This is a genomic window from Mycobacterium sp. MS1601 (assembly GCF_001984215.1).
In the GTDB taxonomy this organism is placed as follows: domain Bacteria; phylum Actinomycetota; class Actinomycetes; order Mycobacteriales; family Mycobacteriaceae; genus Mycobacterium.
The window spans coordinates 2,443,185-2,460,587 of record NZ_CP019420.1; the positions used below are offsets into that span (position 1 = coordinate 2,443,185).

18 protein-coding genes and 2 tRNA genes are annotated in these 17,403 nt (G+C 66.6%); 14 read left to right on the forward strand and 6 right to left on the reverse strand.

What is annotated here, in order from left to right:
- Nucleotides 1-5: 5 nt before the first annotated feature.
- Nucleotides 6-551: a peptidylprolyl isomerase gene (locus tag BVC93_RS11945; RefSeq protein ID WP_192860276.1), complete on the reverse strand. Its 546-nt coding sequence runs from the start codon at nucleotides 549-551 to the stop codon at nucleotides 6-8.
- A gap of 120 nt (nucleotides 552-671) precedes the next feature.
- On the opposite strand from BVC93_RS11945, the gene cwsA reads away from it, so the two are divergent.
- The 5 genes from cwsA to BVC93_RS11970 all read left to right on the forward strand — a co-directional run bounded on the left by cwsA (nucleotide 672) and on the right by BVC93_RS11970 (nucleotide 4,010).
- Nucleotides 672-1,091, forward strand: a complete 420-nt coding sequence (cwsA, locus tag BVC93_RS11950) for a cell wall synthesis protein CwsA (protein ID WP_083737420.1) — start codon at nucleotides 672-674, stop codon at nucleotides 1,089-1,091.
- A gap of 218 nt (nucleotides 1,092-1,309) precedes the next feature.
- Nucleotides 1,310-2,536, forward strand: coding sequence for an aromatic ring-hydroxylating oxygenase subunit alpha (locus BVC93_RS11955; RefSeq protein WP_083737422.1), 1,227 nt, complete (start codon nucleotides 1,310-1,312; stop codon nucleotides 2,534-2,536).
- A 31-nt stretch (nucleotides 2,537-2,567) separates the two neighbouring features.
- On the forward strand, nucleotides 2,568-3,041 hold the full coding sequence (locus BVC93_RS11960; RefSeq protein WP_192860277.1) for a nuclear transport factor 2 family protein: 474 nt from the start codon (nucleotides 2,568-2,570) through the stop codon (nucleotides 3,039-3,041).
- A gap of 10 nt (nucleotides 3,042-3,051) precedes the next feature.
- A complete protein-coding gene (locus tag BVC93_RS11965; protein WP_083737426.1) occupies nucleotides 3,052-3,369 on the forward strand; it encodes a hypothetical protein in 318 nt (105 codons plus the stop codon).
- Entirely contained in the window at nucleotides 3,366-4,010 is a 645-nt protein-coding gene (locus BVC93_RS11970; protein WP_206780397.1) for a hypothetical protein, read from the forward strand. The genes BVC93_RS11965 and BVC93_RS11970 overlap by 4 nt, the downstream gene beginning before the upstream one ends.
- 9 nt (nucleotides 4,011-4,019) lie before the next feature.
- Here BVC93_RS11970 and BVC93_RS11975 read toward each other — a convergent pair whose 3' ends face one another.
- Nucleotides 4,020-4,691: a GntR family transcriptional regulator gene (locus BVC93_RS11975; protein ID WP_083737430.1), complete on the reverse strand. Its 672-nt coding sequence runs from the start codon at nucleotides 4,689-4,691 to the stop codon at nucleotides 4,020-4,022.
- Between the two features lie 158 nt (nucleotides 4,692-4,849).
- Here BVC93_RS11975 and BVC93_RS33065 point away from each other — a divergent pair, with 158 nt between their 5' ends.
- From BVC93_RS33065 to BVC93_RS12015, 9 genes are all read left to right on the forward strand, one after another.
- Entirely contained in the window at nucleotides 4,850-5,287 is a 438-nt protein-coding gene (locus BVC93_RS33065; protein ID WP_157516879.1) for a VOC family protein, read from the forward strand.
- Nucleotides 5,288-5,294: 7 nt separating this feature from the next.
- On the forward strand, nucleotides 5,295-6,665 hold the full coding sequence (locus tag BVC93_RS11980; protein WP_192860278.1) for a gamma-glutamyltransferase: 1,371 nt from the start codon (nucleotides 5,295-5,297) through the stop codon (nucleotides 6,663-6,665).
- Nucleotides 6,662-7,441 carry an aspartate dehydrogenase domain-containing protein gene (locus BVC93_RS11985; protein ID WP_083737434.1) on the forward strand — a complete coding sequence of 260 codons (780 nt, stop codon included), beginning with the start codon at nucleotides 6,662-6,664 and terminating at the stop codon, nucleotides 7,439-7,441. Before BVC93_RS11980 ends, BVC93_RS11985 begins: the two co-directional genes overlap by 4 nt.
- A gap of 164 nt (nucleotides 7,442-7,605) precedes the next feature.
- Complete coding sequence (locus BVC93_RS11990; RefSeq protein WP_083737436.1) at nucleotides 7,606-8,445, forward strand: ABC transporter ATP-binding protein; 840 nt, start codon at nucleotides 7,606-7,608, stop codon at nucleotides 8,443-8,445.
- Nucleotides 8,442-9,263 carry an ABC transporter permease gene (locus BVC93_RS11995; RefSeq protein ID WP_083737437.1) on the forward strand — a complete coding sequence of 274 codons (822 nt, stop codon included), beginning with the start codon at nucleotides 8,442-8,444 and terminating at the stop codon, nucleotides 9,261-9,263. Before BVC93_RS11990 ends, BVC93_RS11995 begins: the two co-directional genes overlap by 4 nt.
- A gap of 52 nt (nucleotides 9,264-9,315) precedes the next feature.
- On the forward strand, nucleotides 9,316-10,353 hold the full coding sequence (locus BVC93_RS12000) for an ABC transporter substrate-binding protein (protein ID WP_083737438.1): 1,038 nt from the start codon (nucleotides 9,316-9,318) through the stop codon (nucleotides 10,351-10,353).
- The gene (locus BVC93_RS12005) at nucleotides 10,350-12,479 is read left to right on the forward strand and encodes a xanthine dehydrogenase family protein molybdopterin-binding subunit (RefSeq protein ID WP_083737440.1); all 2,130 of its coding nucleotides are present in this window, start codon (nucleotides 10,350-10,352) and stop codon (nucleotides 12,477-12,479) included. The genes BVC93_RS12000 and BVC93_RS12005 overlap by 4 nt, the downstream gene beginning before the upstream one ends.
- Nucleotides 12,476-13,231, forward strand: a complete 756-nt coding sequence (locus BVC93_RS12010; RefSeq protein ID WP_157516880.1) for an FAD binding domain-containing protein — start codon at nucleotides 12,476-12,478, stop codon at nucleotides 13,229-13,231. Before BVC93_RS12005 ends, BVC93_RS12010 begins: the two co-directional genes overlap by 4 nt.
- A complete protein-coding gene (locus BVC93_RS12015; protein WP_083737444.1) occupies nucleotides 13,228-13,698 on the forward strand; it encodes a 2Fe-2S iron-sulfur cluster-binding protein in 471 nt (156 codons plus the stop codon). Before BVC93_RS12010 ends, BVC93_RS12015 begins: the two co-directional genes overlap by 4 nt.
- A gap of 7 nt (nucleotides 13,699-13,705) precedes the next feature.
- Here the strand turns inward: BVC93_RS12015 and BVC93_RS12020 are convergent.
- The 4 genes from BVC93_RS12020 to gyrA all read right to left on the reverse strand — a co-directional run bounded on the left by BVC93_RS12020 (nucleotide 13,706) and on the right by gyrA (nucleotide 17,396).
- Nucleotides 13,706-13,778, reverse strand: a tRNA-Ala gene (locus tag BVC93_RS12020).
- Nucleotides 13,779-13,921: 143 nt separating this feature from the next.
- Nucleotides 13,922-13,998: transfer RNA gene (locus BVC93_RS12025), tRNA-Ile, on the reverse strand.
- A 61-nt stretch (nucleotides 13,999-14,059) separates the two neighbouring features.
- Nucleotides 14,060-14,842, reverse strand: a complete 783-nt coding sequence (locus BVC93_RS12030) for a DUF3566 domain-containing protein (protein ID WP_083737446.1) — start codon at nucleotides 14,840-14,842, stop codon at nucleotides 14,060-14,062.
- A 22-nt stretch (nucleotides 14,843-14,864) separates the two neighbouring features.
- On the reverse strand, nucleotides 14,865-17,396 hold the full coding sequence (gene gyrA, locus BVC93_RS12035; RefSeq protein WP_083737448.1) for a DNA gyrase subunit A: 2,532 nt from the start codon (nucleotides 17,394-17,396) through the stop codon (nucleotides 14,865-14,867).
- Nucleotides 17,397-17,403: the final 7 nt, after the last annotated feature.

A 17,403-nucleotide genomic window follows, 5' to 3' on the forward strand; every position in this document is an offset into this window, starting at 1 on the left:
TCACATCAAGAGATGGTGATCGACTCGATGACCACCGGCTCGGTGGGGCGGTCGTTGCGATCGGTGGCGGTGGTGGCAATGGCGTCGACAACCTTCTGCGACTCCGGATCCACGACCTCACCGAAGATGGTGTGCCGGCGGTTCAGGTGCGGCGTCTTGCCCACCGTGATGAAGAACTGCGAACCGTTGGTCCCCGGGCCGGCATTGGCCATGGCCAGCAGATAGGGCTTGTCGAACTGGAGCTCGGGGTGGAACTCGTCGGCGAACTGGTATCCCGGGCCACCACGGCCGGTGCCGGTGGGATCACCACCCTGGATCATGAAGCCGTCGATGACCCGATGGAACACCGCACCGTCGTAGAACGGTCCGGAGGTGCTACCGGAGGCGTTCTCCCGGGAGTACTCCTTGGTGCCCTGCGCCAGCCCGACGAAGTTCGCGACGGTCTTGGGCGCATGGTTACCGAACAGGGCGATCTTTACGTCGCCACGGTTGGTGTGCAGCGTTGCAGTGGCAGTCTGAATGGAGCTAGTCACGGTTTCACAGTCTGCCACTCGCCCGGAAACACTCTGGTGGCACCCGCTGTGAGCCGCTTTCCGCCCGTGTGCCTACGGTGTGGTGGCAGGCTTGAAGTTCCCCGGTAATTCGCTGTTCCCTCGTGAGAGAGGCCCTCGATGACTTCCAGATCCGATGCTCGCCTGACTCCCCGCCAGCGCCTCGGCCGCGGGCTCGCCTACACCGCGGTGGGCCCTGTCGATATCGCTCGCGGCGCCGTGGGCCTGAGCGCACAGTCTCTGTGCGCCACCGCTTCCGGCGTGCGCCAGCAATACCGCAAGAGTCAGCTACGGCAGGAACTCGAGGCGGCGCAGAGCGCGGTGGCACGGGAGTTGGTTGCCGCCAGGGAAGTGGTTACCAGCCTGCCCGAGGCCATCCAGGAATCGCGCAAACCCAAGAGGTCGCGCCGGGTGGCGTTCGCCGTGGGCGCGGTGGCAGTTCTCGGACTCGGGGCCGTCACCTTCTCCATCCTGCGCCGCTCGCACCAACCCGAACCGTCACAGTTGCCACCGAGTGTGCAGGTAGATCCCACGCCCTGATCCTGGTGTGCGGCCGCGATCGACGGACGTGATCTCACCCTGCCTGACCCCGGGTGCGAATCACGTTCGTCTTCATCGCGGCGAACGGACGGCACGGGAGAACCGTCCCGCCGAGGCACTGCACGAACTGGACATTTCTTCTCTCCGTCACGCTGCGTCATCGACTGGTAACAGTTGCCTTCTAGGTTTGGATACAACATCCCAGGGAGGAGACGCGTTTGTCGGCCACCATCAACCCCCGAGCACTCGCCGCCGCGCGACGGGTACTCAATGACGTCGACGGCTGCACCGATCCTGTGGCCACCGCCCGGCTGCTGCCGCCGGAGGTCTACACCAATCAGGACTTCTGGGAATTCGAGAAAGAGGCCATCTTCGGCCGCGAATGGTTGTGCGTGGGCCACGTCGGAGAGATCCCGCAGCCCGGCGACCAGCTGCCACTGACCATCGTCGGCGAGCCGATTGTGGTGCTGCGCGATCTCTCCGGCGATGTGCGTGCCATGTCGGCGGTGTGTCAGCACCGCGGGCAACCGCTGTTCGGGGGCCTGGCCGCCGAGGGCCGCGATCACCAGGGGTGCGTCAACTCCCGCCGCATGGTGTGCCCGTACCACAACTGGCAGTTCGGACTCGACGGCCGATTGGTCGCAGCACCCTCGATGACGGAAACCGTTCCGGTGAAACAACTCCGGGAGACCATCCAGCTGCCGCAGATCCGGTGCGAGGTCTTCCACGGCCTGATCTTCATCAACTTCGACGACAACGCGGCAGCGCTGGCGCCCACGGTGGCCCGGATGGACGAGGAACTGTCCACCTTCGGCCTGGCCGAGCTCGTCGCGCTGCCGGCCCAGATCTTCCCCAACCAGCAGTGGAACTGGAAGATCCACCACGACAACGCTTTGGAGCCGTACCACACCAGCTATGTTCACCGCGGCGTTCACGAGGCGGCCCCGGCCAAGAACGCGCGGTTCTACGAGTTCAACCCGGGCGACGGCCAGGTCATGCACCCCACCTATCTGCTCGACGAGAACGCCGGCCTGGCAAGCACCGACGGTAAGCGCACCACGCCGATCATCCCCGGCCTCACCGATGAGCAACGCAAGCGGGTGATGTTCGCCTCCATTCCACCGATGCTGTTCAGCATCCTGCAACCCACCTTCGTCCAGCTGACGATGCTGCACCCCACCGGACCGGGTTCCTTCGACCTGCGGCGGGTCAACCTCTACCCGAAGTCGGCGGTCGAGGAACCCGGATTCATGCTGGCGTACGAAAAGTTCCTGGAGCGAAAGAGACTCGCCATCCATCAGGACGCGGTCACCACGGCGGCCCTGCAGCAAGGCCTCGGCTCGCGTTACGCCCCGCGCGGCCCGCTGTCCTGGATGGAGTCCAACATCCCGCAGCTCAACCAGTGGCTCATCGAACGCTACCGAAAGGCTCTCCTCGATGCCTGAAACTGCCTTGTCCCCAAGCCAACTCGCGAGCATGCTGACCCGTCTGGACGTCCTGGAGAGCAAAGAGGCGATCACCGCGCTCATGGTGAGCTACATGGCCGCCACCGACGCCGAGCACGACAAGGGCGCCAAAGTGGCTCGGCTGTTCACCGAGGACGGCCGGTGGCAGAGCGTCGGACCGCACGGCAATCCCGACTGGGCCGCCGTAGGCCGGCCGGCGCTGGTGACGAAGTTCGACCGCAACGTCGACCGGATGCCGTTCTCCGCGCACTTCGTCACCAATCCCGCGGTGCAGCTGGACGGCGACACCGCCCGCGGACAGTTCATGTACTTCCAGGCCTGCACGTACCGCGGTGACCAGCCGCTGTGGATCGCCGGCTCCTACGACAACGACTTCCGCCGCGTCGACGGCCAGTGGCTGATCTCGCACATGCGGGTGCACAACTTCTTCACCACCCCCTTCGACAAGGGCTGGGTGGCCGTCCCACACATGCAGACCCCCTGAGAGAACACACATGAGCTATCGCCACCAGATCCTGCGCAACCTCAAGTTCGGCGCACTGCCGGAGTTCGTCGCTGCGGAGAAGGAGAAGAACGCCCTACGGATCGCGGCCGGGCTGACCCCGTACGACATCTGGGCACCCGCGTTCGGCGGCCTCCATCACATGGTGCTCGAAGCGCGGTTCGAGTCCATGGCCGCATTCGAGGCCGAGCACGTCGCTGGCAAGTCACTCGAGGGGATGGCCGCGCTCAACGCACGCCAACTCGCCTGCGTCATCGAGGGCACCGCCAACGACCGGCTGCAGCGCATCACGCTCGACGCCACCAGATGATGACCTCGCCGCGGTGGTATTCGTGGCACAACGACTACGACGACCTGGAGACGGTGGCGACCCGCCGTCTCCAGGTGGTACAGGAGACGCTGACCCAGGCATTGGACATGGCACCCCCCGGAGCACTGCGTGCCATCAGCATGTGCGCCGGACAGGCCCGTGATCTTCTTCCGATCCTGATCAATCATCCACGCGGACAAGATATCTCCGCGATGTTCGTCGAGCGTGACGAACTCAATGCGGCGTTCCTGCTCGGCGCCATCGGCAGTACCGGGCTGGTGGACATCGACGTGGTGCAGGCCGACGCCGGCAACACCGACACCTACCTGAGCTCGGGTCCGGCGGATCTGGTGCTGCTCGGCGGTGTCTTCGCCAACATCGACCTCATCGACGCGCGCAGCACCGTGGATAGCCTGACCGCCCTGTGCCGGCCGGGCGCTGTGGTGGTGTGGTCGTGTTACGGTCCGCGGTTGACCGAAGCCGCAGAGATTCCGGTGCTGTTCGAGGCCGCCGACTTTCAGCGGATCACTGCGCGGCACGACGCCGAAGACGGCTTCACCGTTGCGGCACACCGCTACCGCGGGCAGTCCACCGAACTGCGCCCAGGACGACAGTTCTTCCGCTTCACAGACGTCGCCTGATCCGCCCGCTCAGGCGTCGGCGGATTCGGCCTCATCGGGGGAATGCGTGCCGCCCTGGTTGGCGTGCCGGCTCTGCAGGTGTCGACGCATCAACATCACCGCCAGCTCGTCATCGGCATCGAGGATCGCCCTGATGATCGCCGCGTGCTCTTCCCAAGAATGGCCGACGGCCGAACTCTTCCCGCCGACCAGGTGACGCGATTGATTGCGCACCGCGCGCAAGGTATCCGCCAGGAAGCGCGACCCGCTGGCCTCACCGAGGAGGCTGTGGAACCTGTCGTTGAGTTCGTCCAGATCCTCGACCTCGCCGGATTCGGACACACGCTGTCCTTCTTCGAGAAGGTCGACCAGGGCGCTTCGCAGCGTCTCGTCGAGCCTACCGACGGTGTGGCGCACCGCGATGGACTCCAACGCGATTCGCATTTCGCGCACCACATCGAGTTCGTGCTGGTCGAGCTGGACCACGCGCACGCCGCGGCGGGGCATCGACTCCACCAGGCCCTCGGCCTCCAGGCGGCGGAACGCCTCACGAACCGGAAATCGCGAGACCCCGAGACGATCGGAAATATTGAACTCGTTGAGGCGCTCGCCGGGCGCCAGTTCTCCGTCGAGGATCAGGCGCCGCAGCTCGTCGACCGTCTCATCACGAAGCGATCGATGTCGGCTTCCCACCGATGACATGCCGTCTACCTCAATCTGTTTGGCTGTTGGATACCAATAGGCACCCAGTCCGTTGTCGGAGTGACATTACCGGGTGTCCGAGCGTGGCGGGCCGGTTGAAACCTCCTGGTAATTTGCTCCGTCCTGGGTCGTAACAATCTTTGGATACAAAAGCCCGTGTGACTACTTCCTACAGCCATATCGCAGCAACCGGCAAGGGGCTGGTGGCGGCCAAGCAGTTCGATCACATCGTGCTCCGAGTGGCGGATCCGGTCGCGTCGGTGAACTGGTATGTCGAGAAGTTCGGATTCCTGGTGCACCGCCTCGACGAATTCCTGGCCGGCACCGTGCCGTTCCCGTCAGTGGAGGTATGCCCCGGGAACATCATCGATCTGGACCCCCGTAAGCCGGCCACCGGGACCAACATGTCGCACTTCGCCATCGACATCGACCCCGTCGATCTGGTGGCGCTGGCGACGTCTGGTGCATTCGAGAACATCGACGGCCCCTACCGCCGCTGGGGCGCCCACGGTCCCGCCGACCTGGTCTACGTGCAGGATCCCGACGGCCACATCATCGAGTTGCGCCATTACGGCCCCAGCCAGATCGAGGCCTGAGGCGCCGGTGGAGATCCTCGCCCGGCGGGCCACCGCCGTCGGCTCCGGTGGCGCAGTGGCGGCCGGGTCGCGCACCGCGGCGGCGATTGGAGCCCGCGCACTGGCCGACGGCGGTAACGCCTTCGACGCCGTGCTGTCCGCCGCGCTCGCCGAGACGGTGGCCCTGCCCTCGAAGTGCGGGCTCGCCGGTGATGTGGTGGCGCTCTATCTCACCTCCGGCTCCTCGGCACCTCGGTCCCTCGTCTCGGTCGGCGGTGCCGCGCGCGGTCTCTACGACGCGGCCGCGTCGGCCGGTTGGCCGACCCCGTTGACCGGGCCCCTGTCGGTAGGGGTGCCCGGCGCCCCGGCCGGTTACGCCCGGGTGGCCGAGCTGGCGTCGATGCCATTGGCGCGCTTGGCCGCCCCGGCTATCGAGCTCGCGCGCCGGGGCATCTGGTGGTCATCGATGAACACCCTGTTGGCGCAGGAATCCCGGGCGCTGCTGCGCGAATACCAGCCGAACGGCTGTGTCTACGCGCCGCTTCAGGCGCCGCACGCCGAAGGCGACATCGTCCGGCTGCCGGGGCTGGCCGACGCCCTCGAAGAGTTCGCGCTCTGCCGGGAGGCGCTGTTCGGCGGCCCGGTCGGGACGGCGACGCTGAAGACCGTCGAGCGCCACGGCGGGCCGCTGAGTGCCGTGGACCTGCTGTCGGTACAACCGGTGGACGAGCCGGCGCACAGCGTCGAAACACACTGCGGGCCGGTGTGGGCCACCAATGCCCCCACCTTCGGCCCTTCCCTGACCTCCGTCCTCGCCGGCCTCGACCCCTCCACACTGGGCTCCCACGATGCGCGCCGGGCACTGTCCGCGCGGACCAATGACGAGGGAACGTCGACCGTTGCGGCCGTCGACGCCGCAGGCAACGCCGTGGTGATGGTGCACTCACTGTCGTTTCCCCAGTACGGCAGCGGCCTGGTGGTCGACGGCTTCGACCTCATCCTGTCCAACCGGGCCGGCCGCGGATTCACCTTCGCCCCGGAGCACCCCGACAGCCCGGTACCCGGTCGACGGCCGCCGACGACTCTGCACGCGTGGGGAATCCGCTTCGGCGAAGGCTGGCTGCTCGGCGGTACTCCCGGTGGCCGCCAGCAGCTGCCGTGGAACATGCAGGTGCTGGGCCATCTCATGGGTGCCCCGGCCCACCGGCCCGAGCACGCCATCGGCGCCGCGCTGTGCGCACCGCGCTGGGAACTCGCGGCTGACGGCACCGATCGGCTCGAGGGTCGCGACATGCCACAACTCAGCGCGCGATCGGGACACACGGTGGTCGGTCGAGGTTTCCCGGGCTGCGTGGCCGGTGCCGATCCGCGGTGGGACGGCGCGGCGGTGGCGATATGACGACAGTCGCGGTGATCGGCCGCGGCACCATCGGCAGTGTCGTCGCCTCGGCGCTGGCCGCGGGGGACGTTGCCGGCTGCACCCTGCTCGGGACCGCCGACAGCAGCACCGGCGCACCGCAGGTGCGCGCGTTGGTCTCAGACAGTGACATCGTGGTCGAAGCCGCCACTGCTGCGGTCGCCCGTACGTTGATTCCGTTGGCACTGGCCGCCGGAACCGACCTCGTGGCCTGTTCGTGCGCAGCACTGGCCGACGACGACATCCTGGCCGACTCTCCGCGGCAGGGCCGAATCGTGTTGCCGCCCGGGGCGATCGGTGGGTTCGACATCCTCGCCGCGGCGGCGCGCCGCGATTCCGACTCTGCCGAGGTGGAACACGTCACCATCAAGAATTCCGCCGCTTTCGGCCTGGCGCAGCAGCTCAGTGAGCCCGTCGAGATGTTCCGCGGTTCGGCTCGAGAGGCCGCCAAACGGTTCCCGCTCACCTCCAACTCCTCGGTGGCACTGGCGTACGCCACCGTGGGGCTGGACCGGTTGTTGGTGACAGTCATCGCGGACCCGTCGGCCACCGGGACACGCCACCTCATCCGGTGGTCGTCGTCGATCGGCGCCTACGAATTCGAGTTCCGCAATGCCGTCGACGAAAAGTCAGGCGGGCGAACGTCTCTGATCACGGCGTGGTCGGTGATCCAGACGCTCGACAGTCTCCACAAGGGCGCGGGTCCGGGGTTGGTGTTTGCCGTCGGCGCCCCGCACAAGGGATCCAACAGCCGATGACCCACTTCGCCCCTCACCCCCTGCAGGCTGGAAACATGTCGGAAACCTGCTGCGCCATCGTTCGTAAAAGACGGTCCGTTTACTTCACTGTGGATACAACATGCAAACTGCCGCTGTGAGTTCCCCCGCCACTCACCGGCGCCAACAAGCGAAGTGAGCACCTGATGGCCCAACGTCTCAGCCCTGCCGCCGCGCCGTCCTCCCACGCAACGACCCCCACCCTCGCGGCTGAACCCGATCGCGTGCGGCTCAAGGACCTCTGCATCGTCTTCGGCCGCGGGGACCAGGCCGTGGTCGCGGTGGAGGGCGTCGATCTGACCGTCCGGCCCCGCGAGATCGTGTCGATCGTCGGGCATTCCGGTTGCGGCAAGTCCACCGTCCTGCGTGCCATCGCCGGGTTGCTGCCCGATGCCTCGGTACAGGGCGAACTCGCCATCCTGGGCCAATCGCCCGACGCGGCCCGGAAATCCGGCCTGCTCAGCATGGTGTTCCAGGATCCGGTGCTGGCGCCGTGGCGGACCGCCGAAGGCAACGTCCGGCTACCCTCACAGGTCGCGCGCGGCCACCGGCCCGCACCCACCAAGACAGCCAGGGAACAGCTCGAGCTCGTCGGTCTCAAAGGGTACGAAAACCGTTACCCCCGGCAGCTTTCCGGCGGACAACGGCAGCGCGTGTCGTTGGCACGTGCCTTGATGATGCAGCCCCAGGTCCTCTTGATGGATGAACCGTTCGGCGCGCTGGACGAGATCACCCGCGATGAGATGCACACCGAACTGCTGCGCATCTGGGGGACCACGGAAACCTCCATCGTCCTGGTGACACACTCCATCACCGAGGCGGTGTTCCTGTCCGACCACATCGTGGTGATGGCCGCACACCCCGGCCGCGTCACCGACTTCATCTCCGTCGATCAACCGCGACCGCGACGCAGCGACTTCAAAGACACCCCCGAGTTCATCGACATTCAGCACCGCATCCGCACCGCATTGGAGACACATCGATGACGGCGGTCCAGACCTCCGCCCCTGTCCGTGCCGTCATCCCGCCACCACAGCGGCAACGACGGCTGATGGCGGCACTCCGCGCCTGCCGCTCCTGGCTCGCGGTTGGCGTGGCACTGCTGCTGTGGCAAGGCATCGTCGGCTGGCTCGAGATCCCGACCTACGTGCTGCCGGCCCCGACCGACATCGTGGACGCCTTCACGAGCGCGCCGGGCCTGCTGCTGGGCGGACTGTGGGCCACCACGAAGTTGTCGCTGCTCGGATTCGCCGCGGCCATCGTCATCGGTGTGCTGCTCGCGGTGTTGATCGCCCGCAGTGAGCTCTTCGAGCAGGTTGCCTATCCCTTTCTCAACATCATCCGGGTGATGCCCACCGTCGCCATCGCCCCGCTGCTGATCATCTGGTTCGGTCGCACCGGTGTTCCGATCATCATCTGCTCGTGTCTCATCGCGATCTTCCCCATCATCGTCGACGTGGCCCATGGTTTGACCTCGGTGGACCACGATCTGATCAACATGATGAAGCTGGCCAACGCCAGTGAACTGTCGATCCTGTTCCGGATCCGGATCCCCAACTGCCTGCCCTACCTGTTCTCGTCGTTCCGGGTGTCCGCGCCCGGGGCCGTGGTGGGTGCTCTGCTCGGTGAATTCATCGGAGCGCGAGAAGGATTGGGATATCTCATCACGGTGTACAGCGCACAGCTGAACACTCCCATGGTGTTCGTCCTGGCGCTGCTGTCCTGCCTGCTCGGAATCGTCTTCTTCAACACGTGTGTCTTCGCCGAGCGGATGCTCGTCCCCTGGAAGACCGTCGTGCGCTGAGCCCTCACACGCCGTAACCGCAAGTCATTCCACCGATCGTCAAGGAGATCTCATGCCCGGCTTCGCTCGTCAACGACCCGTCATCGCGCTGCTGTCCGTGTGCGCGACGCTCGTCGTCGGTGCCTGTTCGTCCTCCGGCGACGAGCCGGCCACCACCGCCTCCGAAACCGGTGCCACCCCGGTCAAAATGGCGTTCGAATGGACCTGCTCCGGTGACTGGGCAGTGGTGGACGAGGGCATCAGCCAAGGCATCTTCGAGAAGAACGGGGTCGATCTCACCTACGACCGCGGGCAGGGCGGCAGTGACACCGTGCCCCTGGTGGCGGCCCGCGAGTTCGACTTGGGCATCCTGTCCGCACCGCCCGTGGTGATCGGTGCCGGACAGGGCATGCCGCTGACCATCATCGGAGCGGCCGCCACCGTCGGACCGGTCACCATCCTCGCGGACCCTTCGATCAAGACCCCCAAGGACCTCGAGGGACACACACTGGCGGTGCAGACCGACCAGTTCGAAGGTGCGGTGTGGGACGCATTCGTCACCGCCACCGGCATCGATGGTGATGCGGTGCAGGTGGTGCCTCGTGACGACGCCTCCGAAGCAGAGTTCCTCAACGGCGACATCGACGCACTCGTCGTCTTCTACCCGACAGCCGGCACCAAGGGCATCATGGACCGGCGACCCGGCCTCACCGTGCTGCCCATGCAGGAATCCGTGCCCACCTACGGCCACACCATCGTCGCCAACAACGACTTCCTCAGTGAAAGCCCGGACGCAGCAATGGGATTCGTCACCGGCTGGGCGGAAGCCGCCAAGTTCGTCCAGGACAACTACGACGAGTCCTACCAGCGACTGGTCGAGAAGTGCCCCGAGGTGGATCCGGCGGCGCTGAAGTTCAGCATGGACGCCTACTTCGACGCCTACACCGGCTCCTACTCCCGAGAGCACGGCTTCGGCTCCTTCTCCGTGGACGGTGTGGAGGAGACTCAGAAGGTCCTGGTGGACGCAGGCCTGGCGCAGCCGACACCGGTATCGGAGTTCACCAGTGAGGAGTACCAGCCGCAACCGCCTGTGCTGCCGGCCGCGCGGTGACCGGAGTTCCCGCACCGATCGGGGTGCCCGCACCCCGATCGGACGCATTGGCCAAGCTGACCGGTGAATTCGCCTATGCCACCGCCGTGCACGCCGACGGTGAACTGCACGCCGTCACGGTCCGCAGCACCGTCGCCAGTGCGGTGCTGCGCGGCGTGGACTCCACATCGGCGCTGGCCGTCGACGGCGCCGTACTGGTGTTGACCGGGGCGGACATCCCAGGGCGGCGGCTGGGGTCCAAGACCGCAGATCAACCCGTTCTCGCCGACGGTGTGGTGCGCCACCACGGTGAGGCCGTGGCGGTGGTGATCGCCGAAACCTCCACAGCTGCACACGAAATGGCGCGCCGCCTCGATGTCACCTACCTTCCGACCCGCCCCCTGCTGGATCCCGAGCTCGCGACATCACCGCATGCGCCGCTGGTCGGGTCAGAGCACAATGTAATCGCCGAACATCGCACCACCCGCGGATCGGGTCGCGGCGAGGTCGTGATCACCCGCCGGTGGAGCACCGGGCGCCAAGACGCCGCGTTTCTGGCCCCCGAGGCCGGCGTCGCCGTTCCCCACCCGGACGGTACGGTGCACCTCACCATCGCCTCCCAAGACCTGCACAGCGACCACGCTCAGGTGACCCGTGCGCTGGGACTCGACCCGGGCCGTCTCGTCATCCACAACAGTGGAATCGGCGGTGCCTTCGGTGGCCGTGAGGACATCACCCTGCAGGCGCACCTGGTGCTTGCCGCCCTGCGCACGGGCCGGCCCGTCCGGATGCACTACAGCCGCCGGGAATCTTTGGCCGGCCATCCCAGCCGTCACCCCATGGTCAGCGATGTCGAACTCACGTGTCGTCCCACCGGAGAGTTCGTGTCGCTGACGGTCAATACCGTCCTGGACGGAGGCGCGTACGCGTCCACCTCGACACCGGTGTCGGCCATCGTGCACGACTTCAGCGCGGGCATGTACCGCTTCGCAGCGGTGGACGTCCACACCCGGGCGGTGTACACCAACAATCCACCTGCGGGAGCCATGCGCGGCTTCGGGGCCACCCAGGCCTGCTTCCTCATCGAATCCACCGTGGACGCCGCCGCCGCCGAACTGGGCCAGCATCCCACCGAACTGCGGCACCGCAATCTGCTGTATCCCGGTGAGCCCCTGGCCATCACCGGACAGCCCCTCGACGGCTGTGCCGATCCGCGCGATGTCCTCACGGCGGCATGGGCCGCTCCGCCACCGCACACACCCCCGGAGCCACACCGTCGCCGCGGCATCGGGATCGCGTTGGGAATCAAGAGCGCCGGCCTGGGCCACGGCAAATCCGACCCAGCCACCGCCGCAGTGGTCGTGACCGCAACAGGCGTCACCGTCGAATCCTCCGCAGCCGAGGTGGGGCAGGGCGTGACCGATGTGTTGCGGCGCATCGTCGGGGCGCAACTGCCGGGACTCCCGGTGACGGTGACCGCGATGCCCACCTCGTTTCCCACCGCCGGCGGCAGCAAGGCCAGCAGGCAGACCATGGCCAGCGGCGGGGCCGCACACCGCGCCGCCGCCGAGGTCCGTCGTGAACTCGATGCCGCCCTGGGCCCGGGCTGGACGCCCACACAGCTGTCCGCCTATCTCGGTGACCGCACCCTGCGCCGGCAATGCACCTTCGACGGCCCGCCCACCACGGCTCACCACCCGCACAAGGCTTTTCAGATCGTCGGCCACCGGATGACCGTCGACGTCGACCTCGACACCGGACAACCGGCGGTGGTTCAGGCCATCTGTGTACAGGACTGCGGGCGTGCCCTCGACCCGGTGGCCGTACGCGGACAGTTGATCGGGGGCACCGTTCAGGGGATCGGCTTCGCACTGTGGGAGGAATGCAGGATTGATGGCGACGGAATCCAGACAACCACCGGATTCGGTGACTACCTGATTCCGACCGCAGCGGACGTCCCTGATGTACGCGCGGTGCTACTCGAGGTACCCCACCCCGAGTTGGCTTATGGCGCAAAGGGAATCGGTGAAGGCCCGCTGGTGTCGTCACCCGCAGCTGTGGCGGCGGCGGTGCGTTCTGCCACGATGCTGGAGCACGCAGGCATTCCGCTGTGGCGCGGTGCGCCCGCGGCGGGCGCACCGCGATGACCGTCGACCTGCATCCCACCGACTGGGCTACCGCTGTCGAATACGCCTCCGTGTGCGGGGCGGTGGTGGTCTCCGGTGGCACGGCGGTTCAGCCGTGGCTCAACACCACCGGGTCCAGACCTGCGTTCCTGGTTCATCTCCGCGACATCCCCGACATCGATGCCGTCCATGACACCTCGACGCAGCTGCAGCTGGGCGCCATGGTCACCATCGACAATCCGTCGTTGATCCCGTGGTTCGGCCGCGAAGGCCCCGGTTGGTTCGCCACCGCCGCTGTGCGTGCACGCGCGACGGTGGTGGGCAACGCGGTGTCACGGTTGAGCCCCGCCGAACTCGGACCGCTGTTGACCGCGGTGGACGGTCGCGTCCAGACCACGTCCGGACAGTCGCTGCCAGTGGCCGACGTGATCGGCGACGGCGCCGGCGAAGGGCAATTGGCGACGGCGATCCGGCTGCGGCGTCCGGACCGGATCAGCTTTCACCGCGTGTCCCCACGGTCGCGCGTCAGCAGAATCGAACTCGGGTTGTGCGCAGCTGTGGGCAACGGCTGCGGGGCCGCGCTGGTGGTCACACCAGGTGGCCGGCCCTATCCGGTGGCCGGCGGCGCCGACGGCCCATGCGCGGACTTCATCGGTGCGGTCCGGGAAAGGTTTATCCAGCTACGGGCCGATGATCAGCGCGGGCTCGACACCATCACGGAACTCGCCCGGCGGGTGCATCACGACCTCCACACCGGCACCACCGCCCGATGACCGCCTTCGACGTCGACGGCACCAGCGTGCCGCTGCCTCAGACGGGCACCCACAGCCTGTGGGATGCGCTGGAGGCCGGGGGAGTGGACGTGCCCCACGGTTGCGGCACCGGCCACTGCGGTGCGTGCACGGTGCTGCTCGACGGCAGACCCACACCGGCGTGCATCGTGCCCAAGGCAGCGGCGGCGGGAGCGGCGGTACGCACCGCCCGGACCACCGCACTGATACAGCTGATCGAATCCATGGCCGCCGCAGGAGCAGTGCAATGCGGGTTTTGCTCGCCGGGCATGGTCGTGACCTTGTCGTGGGCGATTCGCGGTGCGGTCGCGCAGGGGCAGTGCCTGGACGAGCACCAGGTGCGGGAACTACTGGTGGGTCATCTGTGCCGCTGCACGGGGTACACCGCCGTGGTCCACGCTGCGGTGGCCACCTGCCGGACGATGCTGGAAGACAGTCGCCCGTCTTGAATCTTTGTGGAGCCTAGGAGATTCGAACTCCTGACATCTGCCTTGCAAAGGCAGCGCTCTACCAACTGAGCTAAGGCCCCGTATCGGAGGTGGTGTCATCGACGCTGTGCCAGACCTCGACACCGCGACGGGACCGGATCACCGCCAAGCCCACGCTGACGACCGCCAACAGGACAAGCATCCGTTTCACGGTGCACTCCTCCTGTTGGCCGTCCGTGAGCTCTGGTGGGCCTAGGAGGACTCGAACCTCCGACCTCTTCGTTATCAGCGAAGCGCTCTAACCGCCTGAGCTATAGGCCCGTACTCTTCTGCGACCGAGCAGCGAGATTACCGCACCGATGCCATCCCGACCAAAACGGTGTCAGTCCCGGTCAGCCAAGGTGACTTCCACGCCGCCGACGATGTCGGTGGTGACGTTGTAGATGAACGCCCCCACCGTGGCCAGCGCGGTCAGCAAGACGATGTTCACCAACCCGATCAGCAAAGCCCCGCCGAAAATGGTGCCACTGGAAACCAGTTCACCACCGGTGCTGCCGCTGGTGCTGGTCAGCAGGTCACCGACGTTGCTGTTGAGCTTCGTCCACACGCCCATACCGCCGAGCACCAGGTACAGCACCGCGACAGCGATCATCCACACGAAGAACAGCGCGACGGACAGCAGCAGCGACACCTTCATCGCGCTCCACGGGTCCACTCGGCGGATCTGCATGCTGGCGCGCACCGGACCATCCTTGGTGCGGGGGGCCACCTGGACACGTCCGCCGCCGGAGCGTTGCGCCGACGGCGCCTCGGCCGGCTTGCGCTGCTGCTGCGGCCGCGGGGCTGCCGCGGAGAGGTCCGGCAGCTCGCTGGCGTATTCCTTGGTGGCATCTGTCGGTGCCTGGGCGCCAGGGGCAGCCGTACCCGCCAGGTAGCGGGTTGGTCGCTCAGGCGGGGCGGACGGACGCTGGGATTCGACGGGCCGGGCCGGGCCGGACTGCTGGGGCCGGCCGGCCCCACGCTGCCACGGCGGTACCTCGCCGCCCTCACCCACGCGGGCGGGCGGCGAGGCGGGCCTGGCGCCCGCTCCCGTCCGCTCGCCCCCGTGTCCGTTGGCGGGACTATCCCCGGGTGCGGCGTGACCCGGGTCCTTCGGTGAACTCACTGTGCTCCTAGTGCGCGGACGATCAGGCCTCGGGCTCGTTGCCGGTGCCGGCTTCGAGTTCCTCGTTGTTCTCGAGTTCCTCTGAGTCGGAATCCTCGGCATTGCGCGCGATCGCCAACAGTGTGTCGCCGTCACCCAGGTTCATCAAGCGAACGCCCTTGGTCTGACGCCCCGCCTTGCGAACCTGGCGGGCCGCGGTCCGGATGATCCCGCCGCCCGAGGTGATGGCATACAACTCCGTCTCGTCATCGACGATCAATGCACCGACCAGACTGCCACGCTTACGGTCGTACTGGATGGTGAGGATGCCTTTGCCGCCACGACCCTGCACGGTGTACTCGTCGATGGCGGTGCGCTTGGCGTAACCACCGGCCGTCGCGACCAGCAGATACGTTCCTTCGACCACGACATTCAGCGACAACAGGCGATCGTCGTCGTTGAACCGCATGCCCTGGACACCGGAGGTGGCACGACCCATCGGTCGTAGCGCCTCATCGGTTGCCGAGAAGCGGATCGACTGACCGTTGGCCGAAACCAGCAGCAGGTCATCCTCGGCAGAGCACAGCACCGCGCCCACCAGTTCGTCGCCGTCGCGCAGGTTCACCGCGACGATGCCCCCGGAGCGGTTGGAGTCGAAGTCTTCGAGCTTGGACTTCTTGACCAGACCGTTGCGGGTGGCCAGTACCAGATAGGGCGCATCTTGGTAGCTCTTGATCTGGATGACCTGGGCGATGCGCTCCTCGGGCTGGAACGCCAGCAGGTTCGCCACGTGCTGGCCTCGTGCCGTGCGCGACATCTCCGGAAGGTCGTAGGCCTTGGCCCGGTAGACCCGGCCCTGCGTGGTGAAGAACAGGATCCAGTCGTGCGTCGAGCACACGAAGAAGTGCGCGACGATGTCGTCCTGCTTGAGCCCCGCACCCTGCACACCCTTACCGCCGCGCTTCTGGCTGCGATAGAGGTCGGTCTTGGTGCGCTTGGCGTACCCCGTCTCGGTGATGGTGACTACGACGTCCTCGCGCTGGATCAGGTCCTCGTCGGTGACGTCACCGTCGGCGGCGATGATCCGGGTACGACGGTCGTCGCCGTACTTGTCGGCGATCTCCTTGAGTTCGTCACGGACGATGGCACGCTGGCGCTCCGGCTTGGCCAGGATGTCCTCGAGGTCGGCGATCTCGGCTTCGATCTTGGCCAGATCGTCGACGATGCGCTGACGTTCGAGGGCAGCCAGGCGGCGCAGCTGCATGTCGAGGATGGCCTGGGCCTGGATCTCGTCGACATCCAGCAGTTCCATCAAGCCGGTGCGCGCCACGTCCGCACTGGCCGACGCCCGGATCAAGGCGATCACTTCGTCGAGTGCGTCGAGCGCCTTGACCAAACCACGCAGGATGTGGGCCCGCTCGTTGGCCTTGCGCAACCGGTACCGGGTGCGCCGGTTGATGACATCGAGCTGATGGGCCACGTACAGACGGATCATCTGGTCCAGCCGCAGGGTGCGCGGCACCCCGTCGACGATGGACAGCATGTTCGCGCCGAAGCTGGTCTGCAGCTGGGTGTGCTTGTAGAGGTTGTTCAGCACCACCTTGGCCACGGCGTCACGTTTCAGCTCGACGACGATGCGCAGACCGACACGGTCACTGGACTGGTCCTCGATGTTCGAGATGCCGGTCAGCTTGGCGTCGCGGACCTGCTCCGCGATGGACGTGATGAAGTTGTCGTGGTTGACCTGATACGGAAGTTCGGTGATGACAAGGGAAGTGCGGCCCTTGCTGTCTTCCTCGATCTCGACGACGCCGCGCATGCGAATGGAGCCGCGGCCGGTGTTGTAGGTGTCGTTGATGCCCGACGAGCCGACAATCAGTCCGTGCGTGGGGAAGTCGGGACCCTTGACCCGTTCCATCACCGCCGCCAACGTGGCCTCTTCGTCGGCCTCGTGGTTCTCCAGGCACCAGTAGACGGCTTCGGCCAGCTCCCGCAGGTTGTGCGGCGGGATGTTGGTGGCCATACCGACGGCGATACCGCCGGAACCATTTGCGAGCAGGTTGGGGAACCGGCTCGGCAGGACCGTGGGCTCCTGCACCCGGCCGTCATAGTTCGGGATGAAATCGACTGTCTCCTCGTCGATTTCACGCAGCATCTCCATGGCCAGGGGAGTGAGCCGCGCTTCGGTGTATCGCATGGCGGCCGGCGGATCGTTGCCCGGCGAGCCGAAGTTGCCCTGTCCGTCCACCAGCGGATAGCGCAGTGACCACGGCTGCGCCATCCGGACCAGGGTGTCGTAGATCGACGAGTCGCCGTGGGGATGGTAGTTACCCATCGTCTCGGCAACCGAGCGTGCGGATTTCGCGTGGCCACGGTCAGGACGGAACCCCGAGTCGTACATCGCGTAGAGCACTCGGCGGTGCACCGGCTTGAGGCCGTCGCGGACCTCCGGCAGCGCACGACCGACGATGACGCTCATGGCGTAGTCGATGTAGCTGCGCTGCATCTCCTGCTGGATGTCAACCGGTTCGATACGGTCGCCGGCTTCGCCTTCCGGCGGCATGGTGTCAGTCATTCAATTG